Here is a 12,092-nt window from a genome sequence, read left to right on the forward strand (position 1 = left end):
TCCCCCCGAACCGCGGTGCCGCCTTCCGGTCGACACTGCGCGCTACGACCCGAAGCGCTAGGTGGCCGTCAGGGGCGTCTGGAGCCCCTTCCCGGATATGGGGAGTCGTCTCGCCGTCGTTGAGGGCGGCACATGAGCATTCAGGTACCGGCAAACCCCCATGAGTGTCAGTGGTACCGGTAGACTGGAAGACAATCCCGCCACCCTGCGGAACAAGTCGAACGACGCAGCCGCTCCCGTATGCCCGGAGAACGGCCTGTGCTGTGCCAGAAAGGGCGCTTCGTGGCCGATTCCGGCAACCCCAACGAGAACAACCAGTACACCGCCAGCAACATCCAGGTCCTCGAGGGCCTGGATGCGGTGCGCAAGCGCCCCGGCATGTACATCGGCTCGACCGGTGAGCGCGGTCTGCACCACATGGTGCAGGAGGTCGTCGACAACTCGGTCGACGAAGCCCTGGCCGGGCACGCCGACACCATCGACGTGACGATCCTCGCCGACGGCGGCGTGCGCGTCGTCGACAACGGCCGTGGCATCCCGGTCGGCATCGTCCCGTCCGAGGGCAAGCCGGCCGTCGAGGTCGTCCTGACCGTGCTGCACGCGGGCGGCAAGTTCGGCGGCGGCGGCTACGCGGTCTCCGGTGGTCTGCACGGCGTCGGCGTCTCCGTCGTGAACGCCCTGTCCACGAAGGTCGCCGTCGAGGTGAAGACCGACGGCCACCGCTGGACGCAGGACTACAAGATGGGCGTCCCGACCGCCCCGCTCGCGAAGCACGAGGAGACCGACGAGACCGGCACCTCGGTCACCTTCTGGTCCGACCCGGACATCTTCGAGACGACCGAGTACTCCTTCGAGACGCTCTCGCGCCGTTTCCAGGAGATGGCCTTCCTCAACAAGGGCCTGACGATCGCGCTCACCGACGAGCGCGAGTCCGCGAAGGCCACGGTCGGCGCCGACGACCCGGACGCGGAGGCGGCCGCCGAGCCCGCCGCCCGCACGGTGAAGTACCACTACGAGGGCGGCATCGTCGACTTCGTGAAGTACCTCAACTCGCGCAAGGGCGACCTGATCCACCCCACCGTCATCGACGTCGAGGCCGAGGACAAGGAGCGGATGCTCTCGGTCGAGATCGCGATGCAGTGGAACTCCTCGTACAGCGAGGGCGTGTACTCCTTCGCGAACACGATCCACACCCACGAGGGCGGTACGCACGAGGAGGGCTTCCGCGCCGCGCTGACGACGCTCGTCAACAAGTACGCGCGCGACAAGAAGCTGCTCCGTGAGAAGGACGACAACCTCACGGGCGACGACATCCGCGAGGGTCTGACCGCGATCATCTCGGTCAAGCTGGGCGAACCGCAGTTCGAGGGCCAGACGAAGACCAAGCTGGGCAACACCGAGGCGAAGACCTTCGTCCAGAAGGTCGTCTTCGAGCACCTGACGGACTGGTTCGACCGCAACCCCAACGAGGCCGCGGACATCATCCGCAAGGGCATCACCGCCGCCACCGCGCGCGTGGCCGCCCGCAAGGCCCGCGACCTGACCCGCCGCAAGGGTCTCCTGGAGTCGGCGTCCCTGCCGGGCAAGCTCTCCGACTGCCAGTCGAACGACCCCACCAAGTGCGAGATCTTCATCGTCGAGGGTGACTCCGCCGGCGGCTCGGCGAAGTCCGGCCGCAACCCGATGTACCAGGCCATCCTGCCGATCCGCGGCAAGATCCTGAACGTCGAGAAGGCGCGGATCGACAAGATCCTGCAGAACACCGAGGTCCAGGCGCTGATCTCCGCCTTCGGCACCGGTGTCCACGAGGACTTCGACATCGAGAAGCTCCGCTATCACAAGATCATCCTGATGGCGGACGCCGACGTCGACGGCCAGCACATCAACACCCTGCTGCTGACCTTCCTCTTCCGCTTCATGCGTCCGCTGGTCGAGGCCGGTCACGTCTACCTGTCCCGCCCGCCGCTCTACAAGATCAAGTGGGGCCGGGACGACTTCGAGTACGCGTACTCGGACCGCGAGCGCGACGCGCTCGTCGAGCTGGGCAAGCAGAACGGCAAGCGGATCAAGGAAGACTCGATCCAGCGCTTCAAGGGTCTCGGCGAGATGAACGCCGAGGAGCTGCGCGTCACCACCATGGACGTCGAGCACCGCGTGCTCGGTCAGGTCACCCTGGACGACGCCGCCCAGGCCGACGACCTCTTCTCGGTGCTGATGGGCGAGGACGTCGAGGCGCGGCGCTCGTTCATCCAGCGCAACGCCAAGGACGTTCGCTTCCTCGACATCTGAGTCGGTCTCAGCTGACCGTACGAAAGGACTGACGACCAGCAATGGCCGACGAAAACACTCCTGTGACCACCGACGAAGAAGAGGGCCCGCAGCTGCGGATCGAGCCCGTCGGGCTCGAGACCGAGATGCAGCGCTCGTACCTCGACTACGCGATGTCCGTCATCGTGTCCCGCGCGCTGCCCGACGTACGCGACGGCCTCAAGCCGGTGCACCGCCGTGTCCTGTACGCGATGTACGACGGCGGCTACCGGCCCGAGAAGGGCTTCTACAAGTGCGCCCGCGTCGTCGGCGACGTCATGGGCAACTACCACCCGCACGGCGACTCGTCGATCTACGACGCCCTGGTCCGCCTCGCCCAGCCCTGGGCCATGCGGATGCCGCTCGTCGACTCCAACGGCAACTTCGGCTCCCCGGGCAACGACCCGGCCGCCGCCATGCGCTACACCGAGTGCAAGCTGGCGCCGCTGTCGATGGAGATGGTCCGCGACATCGACGAGGAGACCGTCGACTTCACGGACAACTACGACGGCCGCTCCCAGGAGCCGACCGTCCTGCCCTCCCGCTTCCCCAACCTGCTGATCAACGGCTCCGCCGGCATCGCGGTCGGCATGGCGACCAACATCCCGCCGCACAACCTGCGCGAGGTCGCCGCCGGTGCCCAGTGGTACCTGGAGAACCCCGAGGCCAGCCACGAGGAGCTGCTCGACGCGCTCATCGAGCGCATCAAGGGCCCCGACTTCCCGACGGGCGCGCTCGTCGTCGGCCGCAAGGGCATCGAGGAGGCGTACCGCACCGGTCGCGGCTCCATCACGATGCGCGCGGTCGTCGAGGTCGAGGAGATCCAGAACCGCCAGTGCCTGGTGGTCACCGAGCTGCCCTACCAGGTCAACCCGGACAACCTCGCGCAGAAGATCGCCGACCTGGTGAAGGACGGCAAGATCGGCGGCATCGCCGACGTCCGCGACGAGACCTCCTCGCGCACCGGCCAGCGCCTGGTCATCGTGCTCAAGCGGGACGCCGTCGCCAAGGTCGTCCTCAACAACCTCTACAAGCACACCGACCTGCAGACGAACTTCGGCGCCAACATGCTGGCGCTCGTCGACGGCGTGCCGCGCACCCTCTCCCTCGACGCGTTCATCCGCCACTGGGTGACGCACCAGATCGAGGTCATCGTGCGCCGGACGAAGTTCCGGCTGCGCAAGGCCGAGGAGCGCGCCCACATCCTGCGCGGTCTGCTCAAGGCGCTCGACGCGATCGACGAGGTCATCGCCCTCATCCGGCGCAGCGACACGGTCGAGGTCGCCCGCGAGGGCCTGATGGGCCTGCTGCAGATCGACGAGATCCAGGCCAACGCCATCCTCGAGATGCAGCTGCGCCGGCTCGCCGCCCTGGAGCGCCAGAAGATCGTCGCCGAGCACGACGAGCTGCAGGCGAAGATCAACGAGTACAACGCCATCCTGGCCTCGCCCGAGAAGCAGCGGGCGATCGTCAGCGAGGAGCTCGCGGCCCTCGTCGACAGGTTCGGCGACGACCGCCGCAGCCAGCTGGTGCCCTTCGACGGCGACATGTCCATCGAGGACCTGATCGCCGAGGAGGACATCGTCGTCACCATCACGCGTGGCGGCTACGTGAAGCGGACGAAGACCGAGGACTACCGCTCGCAGAAGCGCGGCGGCAAGGGCGTGCGCGGCACGAAGCTGAAGCAGGACGACATCGTCGACCACTTCTTCGTCACCACCACCCACAACTGGCTGCTGTTCTTCACCAACAAGGGCCGGGTCTACCGGGCCAAGGCGTACGAGCTGCCGGACGCCGGCCGGGACGCCCGTGGCCAGCACGTGGCCAACCTGCTGGCCTTCCAGCCGGACGAGCAGATCGCCGAGATCCTGGCGATCCGCGACTACGAGGCCGCGCCGTACCTGGTGCTCGCCACCAAGGCCGGCCTGGTGAAGAAGACCGCCCTGAAGGACTACGACTCCCCGCGTTCGGGCGGCGTCATCGCGATCAACCTGCGCGAGCGGGAGGACGGCAGCGACGACGAGCTGATCGGCGCCGAGCTGGTGTCCGCCGAGGACGATCTGCTGCTCATCTCCAAGAAGGCGCAGTCGATCCGCTTCACCGCCACGGACGAGGCGCTGCGCCCGATGGGCCGCGCCACCTCCGGCGTCAAGGGCATGAGTTTCCGCGAGGACGACGAGCTGCTCTCGATGAATGTCGTCCGGCCGGGTACGTTCGTCTTCACCGCGACCGACGGTGGCTACGCCAAGCGCACCGCGGTCGACGAGTACCGCGTCCAGGGTCGCGGCGGCCTCGGCATCAAGGCCGCCAAGATCGTGGAGGACCGCGGTTCGCTCGTGGGCGCGCTGGTGGTCGAGGAGACCGACGAGATCCTCGCCATCACGCTGTCCGGTGGTGTGATTCGTACGCGAGTCAACGAAGTCAGGGAGACCGGCCGTGACACCATGGGCGTCCAGCTGATCAACCTGGGCAAGCGTGACGCCGTCGTCGGCATCGCCCGCAACGCCGAGGCCGGCGGCGAGGACGAAGACGGTGACGAAGCAGCGGAAGCTGTCGAGGGTGTGGAGACGGCCGAGGCGGTCGAGGGCACGGAGCCCGCGACCGGGGAGCACGAGGAGTAGAGCGTGAGTGGAGCCACGGGCGCCGGTTCGGCCGACGGCCGGTCCGAAGGATCGAGCGGTGCCCGTGGCTCCGCCACGGACTCCCAGGGGGTTACGGTGACGGACACTCGGGGGCAGAGACCCTCGTACGACACGTACAACGGGCCGCTGCCCGGCGAGCGCGGGGGGACGCAGCCGCAGGGCCCGTACCATCCGCCGCAGGCCTACGGCACGCCTGCTCAGGGCGTGCCGGCGGGCGGCGGCGCCACGTCCGGCGGCCAGGGCGCCGCCGCGACGCGCAAGCCCCGTACAGGGGCGCGGACGACCCCGCGGACGCGCAAGGCGCGGCTGCGGGTCGCCAAGGCCGATCCGTGGTCGGTGATGAAGGTGAGCTTCCTGCTCTCCATCGCGCTCGGCATCTGCACGGTCGTGGCCGCGGCGGTGCTGTGGATGGTCATGGACGCCATGGGCGTCTTCTCGACCGTGGGCGGCACGATCAGCGAGGCGACCGGCTCCAACGAGTCGAACGGCTTCGACCTGCAGTCCTTCCTGTCGCTGCCGCGCGTGCTGATGTTCACCTCGGTGATCGCGGTGATCGACGTCGTCCTGATGACCGCCCTGGCGACGCTGGGCGCGTTCATCTACAACCTGTCCGCCGGTTTCGTGGGCGGTGTCGAGCTCACGCTCGCCGAGGACGAGTGACCCGCGGATGACCTGCGGATGACCCGCGCGGGGCCGGTCCCGGGATCGGATTTTGGGACTGGCCCCCACGTGCGCTAATCTTCAGGAGTCAGCGCGCGGGACACACACCGCAAAGCGCGGCGGGGCTATAGCTCAGTTGGTTAGAGCGCATCCCTGATAAGGATGAGGCCACAGGTTCAAATCCTGTTAGCCCCACCAGCACGAAGACCCCCAGTCGATCGCGACTGGGGGTCTTCGGCATTCACGGGGGACATCTTGACCCCCGGCTTGCCCCCGGTCCCTGACGGTAGGTTGACGTGAGTTGATCAACGCGTCGAGGCCAGGGGGACGGTTCGCGTGAACGAGGACGAGATCAGGCGTGCGGTGGCCCGGGGGATCAGGGACCACCAGAGGTCGCAGCCGAAGCCCAAGGGCATCATCGAGGAAGCGTCCGGGGCCGCGTGCGGCTGCATCATGATGTTCGTGGTGGCCCTGGTCGTCATGGGGATGGTTGTGGCGTACAACAGCTAGCCCTGCCCCGGGGCGGGTCAAGGCGGGCCCGGACGGTTCACCCGTCCGGGCCGATTGCATGGGCGGACGTGTTGGCGGCCTAGGTCACCGATCGGTATCGGCCGGTGTGTAGAGTGGGCGTCAGAAGTCTCCTACGTCAACGAAAGACGAGGTCGCGCGGTGAAGAAGCTTCTCCTGGTCGCACTGGCCGCCATCGGCGGGCTCCTCGTGTACCGCCAGATCCAGGCGGATCGCGCCGAGCAGGATCTGTGGACGGAGGCGACCGACTCCGTGCCCGCAGGTTCGGGTGTGTGAGACGAAGAACCGTCTGGGCGAGGCCCCGGCCGCTGCGAGCGGCCGGGGCCTCGCTCTGTCTCCGCGCCCCTGATGTTCACGCTCGCGAACAGATGGCTTGCTGTTGCAAATTTGTAGGGTCTCGGCGGGACGGGCGGGCAGGATGGGCCGGCACGGACTCGACGAGGGGATGAGCGTGAAGAGGCAACGGGCTGCCGGGCGTACGGCGGGAGGGCGTACGGCGGGTGTGCTGGCCGCGGCGGTGTGCGCGGCGGCTTTGCTGCCGGGCGCGGCGTGGGCGGACGGCGACTCCGGGTACGCCTTCGACGAGGGCGCCCAGCAGGTGAAAGGCGCCGTGTCCAACCTGGACGCCGAGCGGCTGAAGCCCCGGCAGACCTATCGGGACACGATCAAGAAGGACGGCAAGCTCTACTACCGTGTCGACCTCGACGCGAAGCAGAACGCCTACGTCTCGGTCGTCGCCGTCCCCAAGCCGGGCGGGAAGGCCGCGTACGGCGACGGCATCAAGGTGAGCCTGGAGGACGGCTCCAGCACGCAGTGCGGCTACCAGGACACCGACTTCGGCTCCTCCGAGTTCCCCCGGCCGATCACCGCGTACGCCCACCGCACCATCAACCCGGAGTCGACGTCCTGCCAGCAGGCCGGGGCGTACTACGTGCTCGTCGAGCGGAACTCGAAGCCGGAGTCCGACCCCGCGGACTGGCAGCTGGAGATCCGCTTCCTGACCGAGCCGGGCCTGAAGAAGACCGGCCCGACGGCGCTGCCGGAGAACTGGGCCTCGGGCACGCCCCAGCCGCCCTCGGGAGGCCCGCAGCGGCGCGACGGCGGCGCCGGGCTCCACGACGCGACCTCGCTCCGGCAGGGCGAGTGGCGGACCGACATCAGGCCCGGCCAGACGCTCTTCTACCGGGTGCCGGTCGACTGGGGCCAGCAGCTCTTCGCCACCGCCGAGCTGGGCAGCAGCCCGGCCGCCGACACCTACGTCTCCCAGGCGCTCGTGCTCTCCCTGACGAACCCGGCGGGCGGCCACGTCGCCCGCGAGTCGCTCACGTACGACGGCGACCAGGTGACCATGGCGCTGGAGCCGCAGCGGCCGGTCGCCTACGAGAACCGCTTCTCGTCGGACGAGGCCACCAGCGGACTGCGGTTCGCCGGCTGGTACTACCTGTCGGCCACGCTCAGCCCCGAGATCGCCAAGACGTACGGGGACAAGCCGCTGCCGCTGAACCTGCGGGTGAACCTCACCGGACAGCCCAAGGCCGGCCCGGGGTACGACGGCGCGGCGGGGCCGTTCGCGGTGACCGACGAGGACCGGGACGCCGCCGCCAGCGGCCAGAGCGGCCCGCAGGCGGCCGAGAGCGGCACCCTGAGGGTCGTCGGCATGGCCGGCATCGGCGCCGGGACCGTGCTCGTCCTCGGCCTGGGCGCCTGGTGGCTGCTCGCCCGGCGCGGGGCGGGCGCCGGACCTATGCCTGGATGAGCGCCCAGATCCCCACGGCGAAGCACACGACCGCGGCGACGAGCACCGGGATCGCCACCTTCGCGGGTGGTCCCGGGCGGCGCGCGGGAACCTGAACCGGCTGAGCGGTGTAAGGAGTAGGGGCGACCTGCTCGTGCGGCACCGCGGCCGTGGGCGCCTGGGCGAAGGAGGCCGGGGAAGGGGCCGGAGCCGGCACGGGGGCCGGCGCCGGGGCGTACGCCGGGGACGGCGGGACGCCCGCCGGCCGGGTGGGCGTCCGCACGGCCGCCTGCGGCGGGGGCGGCAGATGGAAGCTGCCCGTCTCGGACGGGCTCGGCACGTGCTGCGCGGGCGCCGGCGGCTGCGGGGCGGGCCGGTCCGGCCGACCCTGCCCCGGCACGGGTACGGGCGCGGGGGCCGGGGCGGCGGGCGCGTCCGCGGGGCCGGCGGCCGGTCGCTCGGGGCCGTCCGGGCCGAAGCCGGCCGGCAGCGGGCCGATCTGGTCGAAGATCTCGACCGGCTCGTCGCCGGGCCCGGCCTCCGGCAGCAGCTCGGCCGCCGCGTTCAGCGCCTTCCGGGCTCCCGTCGCGGTCTTGAACCGGGCCTGCGGGTCCGGCTGCAGCAGGCCCGCCAGGACCTGCCACAGCGGTTCCGCGATGCCCTGCGGGGCGCCCGGGGTGCCGTGCGTCCGGAAGTACTCCACCAGGGCCTGGGAGTCCGGCCTGCGGCCCTGGAGCAGATAGAGCGCGACCAGACCGACCGCGAACAGGTCGGCGGTGAAGTCCGGCTCGGCGCCCATCAGTTGCTCGGGCGCGAAATAACCGGGCGTGCCCACCACGTAGTTGGTCTCGGTGAGCCGGGGCTCGCCCTTGCGCATCGAGATGCCGAAGTCGGACAGCCGCAGGTGCGGCCGTCCGGTGCCGGTGACCTCCATCAGGATGTTCGCCGGCTTGATGTCGCGGTGCACGACCCCCTCCGCGTGCACCGCGGCGAGACCGGACAGCAGCTGGTCGAGCAGGGTGCACACGAAGCGGGGCGGCAGCGCGCCGTAGTCCCCTATGACGTGGGCCAGGGAACCACCCGCCACGAGGTCCATCGTGAAGAGGACCTTGTCGTCGTCCGCGGCCCAGCTGGCCGGGGCGAGGACGTGCGGGTGGTCGATCCTGAGCGCCTGCTCGCGGACGAAGCGCAGCAGGGTGTGGGCGTCGCTCTGCTGGAGCACCTTGGCCGCCACGTAGCGGCGGCGCCGCTGGTCCCAGGCGCGCCAGACCGCGCCGACCCCACCACGGCCGATCGGATCGATCAGCTCGTACCGACCAGCGAAGACCTCACCCATCGCGCTGCGTCCGCTCCCCGTACCGTCTCGGATGCCGCCGTGCCGGCGTCAGTTCTGGTGCGCCTCGTAGTGGGCGACGGCGTCGGCGGTGCGCCCCGCGCCGTACACCCGGAGGAACTCTGCCAGTTCGGGGTGGGCGGGCGCGAGGGAGTCCGCCGCGTCGATGATGTCGCCGGCCGCGGCCACGGAGCGCAGCAGGGACTGGATCTCGCGGACCACCCGGCGCACGGTGGGCGCGCCGCTGGTGGTGGTCTGGCTGCTCGCGGTCAGGACGGAGCCGCCCTGGGACTTCTTGATCTCGTCCATCCGGTCGGTGGCCTCGGCGGCGCTCACGCTGCCGTCGGCGACCTGGCCGGCGAGCTCCTGCAGGGCCTGGACACGCTGGACGACGGCGGGATTGCCGATCTTGGCCCGCTGGCCGCTCATCAGCTGGGAGAGCATGGGTGCCGAGAGGCCGAGGACGGCCGCCAGCCTGGCCTGGTTCAGCCCGAGATCGTCGATCAGCCGACGGAAGAGCGCCCCCAACGGCTCTCCGTACCAACTGCGCTGAAGCTCCCGGGCTCTGGCCGTGGCTTCCTGCTGCGCTGTATCCATTACTACTTCTCCCCATCCCTTGGGTTCGCCACTGCGAACCCCGATCAGCATCTTACGGAGCGTGGTCGCCCACGGGGAGTCCCAATCCTTTTGCGGAATACGGGGGGTGACCCGGTACTCTGTTGTCGTTCCGGGGCCTTAGCTCAGTTGGTAGAGCGCTGTCTTTGCATGGCAGATGTCAGGGGTTCGACTCCCCTAGGCTCCACTCCGGAAGAAAAGCTCCCTGACCTGCGGAAACGCGGGCAGGGAGCTTTTTCGTGCCCCTTGAAGTGGCCCAGTGGAACGACCCCGGAATGGACCGGGTGTGGTGGGCCAAAGCTTCGTACGGTCGTGTCCATGACGATCACGAAGCGGGCGACGGGGACGACGCACACACGGACGAGGACTCACCGGGCGCTGCTCGCGGCACAGCTCAGCAACTCCGTCGGCGACGGCGCCTTCTACGTGACCTCGGCGCTCTACTTCTCCCGGATCGTCGGCCTCTCCGCCCCGCAGATCGGCGCCGGGCTCGCCGTCGCCTGGGGAATCGGCTCGCTCGCCGGGGTGCCGCTCGGGCACCTCGCCGACCGGCGCGGGCCGCGCGGGATCGCCGTCCTGCTCGCCCTGACGACCTCCGCGGCCGTCGCCTCCTTCCTCCTCATCCGCTCCTTCGTCCCGTTCCTGCTCGCCGCCGCCGTGTACGCCACCGCCCAGAGCGGCCTGGCCGCGGCCCGCCAGGCGCTCCTCGCCGGCCTCGTCGAACCCAGCGCTCGGGTGGGGGTGCTGGCCCGGCTCCAGGCCACCCTGAACGCGGGCCTCGCCGTCGGCGCCGCGCTCGGCGGCCTCGCGCTGAGCTCCGGCACCCGCGGCGGCTACCTGGCCGTGTTCGCCCTCGACGCCGCGGGCTTCCTCGTCTGCGCCCTGTTGCTGCGCGGCCTGCCGCCGCTGCCCGGCACCCCGGCCGCGCCCGGCGGCGAGCCGCGGCTCGTGGTGCTGCGCGACCGCCCGTACGCCGTGCTCACGCTCCTCAACGCGCTGCTGCTGCTCCGGCTGCCGCTGCTCAGCCTGGCCCTGCCACTGTGGATCACGGGGCGCACCTCGGCGCCCGGCTGGACGGTCTCCGCGCTGTTCGTCCTCAACACGGGTGCGGTGATGCTCTTTCAGGTGCGGGCGGCGCGCTCGGTGACCGGGCTGCCCGAGGCCACCCGGGCGGTGGGCCGCTCCGGCCTGGTCATGCTCGCCTCGTGCGCCGTCTTCGCGCTGACGGCCGCCGGCCTGGGTACCTGGCCGACGGTCGCGGTGCTCGTCCTGGGCGCGGTCCTCCAGGTGGTCGCCGAGATGCGGCACTCCGCGGGCTCGTGGCAGATCGGCCTCGCGCTCGCCCCGGCCGACCGGGTCGGCCAGTACCAGGGCTTCTACGGCACGGGCGTGCCGGTCGCCAGGACGCTCGGGCCGCTGCTCGTCACCACGCTGCTGATCGGCTGGGGCGTCGCGGGCTGGCTCGTCCTGGGCGCGATCTTCCTGGTCACGGGGCTGGCGACAGGGCCGGCGGTGCGCTGGGCGGAGCGCGCCCGCGGGCGGGCGGCGGCCGCGGTGGTGGGGGAGCCCGTCAAGGCGTAGTGGGCCGGACGGGTGGTGTTCATCGGAAGAACTGCACGGCGACGGCGTCGCTCCGTGGATTCGGCGTGCGCTTCCTCATCATGAGCAATGTACGAAAAGCGCGCAATCCGAAATGAACCATCCGAGAACGCCCATCTTGCCACCACGAAAGTGAGGGGTCATGGCCACCGCCAAGGTCAAGCAGTTCTGGACCGCCTTCGTCTCCGTCCTCTTCGCCCTGCTCGCCTCGCTCGGCCTGGCGAGCCCCGCCACCGCCGCCCAGCAGCCCGCCCTCCAGCAGGGTGAGGAGCCGGCCCTCGCCGGTGGCGCCGCGCCCGCCGCCCGCCCCGCCGTCCCCGTACCCGCCCAGCGGACAGCCCGGGACTGGCACACCGCGCAGGGCCGCGCCCTGCCGCCCACCATCAAGCAGCGGATCCGCGCCGAGGCGCACGGTTCGTCCCCCTCGGTCCGGCACCTGCGTGCGGACGCGGGCGAGCCGGACCTCTTCGGCTGGGCGGGCCTGGCCGGTCCGACGGGTCTGACCGGCACCACGACGGCCACGAGGACCGCCGCGCCGGCGGGGCGGACCACGCAGGACGAGCAGACCGTGCGGGACGAGCAGGCCGCTCGGACCGCCGAGGCCGCCGAGGCCGCTCAGACTGCTCAGGCCGCGCACGCGGCGTAGGGCGCGGCGGGAGTTCCGCCGCGCCCC

General features: G+C 70.5%; 10 protein-coding genes and 2 tRNA genes. 10 read left to right on the forward strand and 2 right to left on the reverse strand.

The window, feature by feature from the left end; all coding sequences use genetic code 11:
* Positions 1-258 precede the first annotated feature (258 nt).
* From gyrB to ACIGXE_RS10670, 7 genes are all read left to right on the forward strand, one after another.
* Complete coding sequence (gene gyrB / locus ACIGXE_RS10640; protein WP_399745615.1) at positions 259-2,289, forward strand: DNA topoisomerase (ATP-hydrolyzing) subunit B; 2,031 nt, start codon at positions 259-261, stop codon at positions 2,287-2,289.
* Between the two features lie 41 nt (positions 2,290-2,330).
* Complete coding sequence (gene gyrA, locus ACIGXE_RS10645) at positions 2,331-4,928, forward strand: DNA gyrase subunit A (RefSeq protein ID WP_399745617.1); 2,598 nt, start codon at positions 2,331-2,333, stop codon at positions 4,926-4,928.
* A 96-nt stretch (positions 4,929-5,024) separates the two neighbouring features.
* On the forward strand, positions 5,025-5,609 hold the full coding sequence (locus ACIGXE_RS10650; RefSeq protein WP_399745619.1) for a DUF3566 domain-containing protein: 585 nt from the start codon (positions 5,025-5,027) through the stop codon (positions 5,607-5,609).
* 121 nt (positions 5,610-5,730) lie between these two features.
* Positions 5,731-5,807, forward strand: a tRNA-Ile gene (locus ACIGXE_RS10655).
* Positions 5,808-5,945: 138 nt separating this feature from the next.
* On the forward strand, positions 5,946-6,119 hold the full coding sequence (locus ACIGXE_RS10660) for a hypothetical protein (protein ID WP_399745621.1): 174 nt from the start codon (positions 5,946-5,948) through the stop codon (positions 6,117-6,119).
* A 159-nt stretch (positions 6,120-6,278) separates the two neighbouring features.
* Positions 6,279-6,413: a DLW-39 family protein gene (locus ACIGXE_RS10665; RefSeq protein WP_003958712.1), complete on the forward strand. Its 135-nt coding sequence runs from the start codon at positions 6,279-6,281 to the stop codon at positions 6,411-6,413.
* A 169-nt stretch (positions 6,414-6,582) separates the two neighbouring features.
* The gene (locus tag ACIGXE_RS10670) at positions 6,583-7,893 is read left to right on the forward strand and encodes a hypothetical protein (RefSeq protein WP_399745623.1); all 1,311 of its coding nucleotides are present in this window, start codon (positions 6,583-6,585) and stop codon (positions 7,891-7,893) included.
* Here ACIGXE_RS10670 and ACIGXE_RS10675 read toward each other — a convergent pair.
* Positions 7,880-9,208 carry a serine/threonine-protein kinase gene (locus ACIGXE_RS10675; protein WP_399745625.1) on the reverse strand — a complete coding sequence of 443 codons (1,329 nt, stop codon included), beginning with the start codon at positions 9,206-9,208 and terminating at the stop codon, positions 7,880-7,882. The two genes, ACIGXE_RS10670 and ACIGXE_RS10675, sit on opposite strands and share 14 nt — an antisense overlap.
* Before the next feature lie 48 nt (positions 9,209-9,256).
* Entirely contained in the window at positions 9,257-9,802 is a 546-nt protein-coding gene (locus ACIGXE_RS10680; protein WP_399745627.1) for a helix-turn-helix domain-containing protein, read from the reverse strand.
* 132 nt (positions 9,803-9,934) lie between these two features.
* On the opposite strand from ACIGXE_RS10680, the gene ACIGXE_RS10685 reads away from it, so the two are divergent.
* The 3 genes from ACIGXE_RS10685 (at position 9,935) to ACIGXE_RS10695 (ending at position 12,065) form a co-directional block, all read left to right on the forward strand.
* A tRNA-Ala gene (locus tag ACIGXE_RS10685) sits at positions 9,935-10,007 on the forward strand.
* Between the two features lie 131 nt (positions 10,008-10,138).
* Positions 10,139-11,401, forward strand: coding sequence for an MFS transporter (locus ACIGXE_RS10690; RefSeq protein ID WP_399745629.1), 1,263 nt, complete (start codon positions 10,139-10,141; stop codon positions 11,399-11,401).
* A gap of 160 nt (positions 11,402-11,561) precedes the next feature.
* Positions 11,562-12,065, forward strand: a complete 504-nt coding sequence (locus ACIGXE_RS10695) for a DUF6344 domain-containing protein (RefSeq protein WP_399745631.1) — start codon at positions 11,562-11,564, stop codon at positions 12,063-12,065.
* Positions 12,066-12,092: the final 27 nt, after the last annotated feature.

The sequence above is a fragment of the Streptomyces sp. NPDC053431 genome, assembly GCF_044544925.1.
Classification (GTDB): Bacteria; Actinomycetota; Actinomycetes; order Streptomycetales; family Streptomycetaceae; genus Streptomyces.

What these genes read in the sequence shown, in the direction of transcription:
- gyrA (WP_399745617.1), top strand. Translation starts at nt 2,331, where the DNA reads ATGGCCGACGAAAACACTCCTGTGACCACCGACGAAGAAGAGGGCCCG.
- ACIGXE_RS10670 (WP_399745623.1), top strand. Translation starts at nt 6,583, where the DNA reads ATGAGCGTGAAGAGGCAACGGGCTGCCGGGCGTACGGCGGGAGGGCGT.
- ACIGXE_RS10675 (WP_399745625.1), bottom strand. Translation starts at nt 9,208, where the DNA reads ATGGGTGAGGTCTTCGCTGGTCGGTACGAGCTGATCGATCCGATCGGC.
- ACIGXE_RS10680 (WP_399745627.1), bottom strand. Translation starts at nt 9,802, where the DNA reads ATGGATACAGCGCAGCAGGAAGCCACGGCCAGAGCCCGGGAGCTTCAG.
- ACIGXE_RS10690 (WP_399745629.1), top strand. Translation starts at nt 10,139, where the DNA reads ATGACGATCACGAAGCGGGCGACGGGGACGACGCACACACGGACGAGG.
- ACIGXE_RS10695 (WP_399745631.1), top strand. Translation starts at nt 11,562, where the DNA reads ATGGCCACCGCCAAGGTCAAGCAGTTCTGGACCGCCTTCGTCTCCGTC.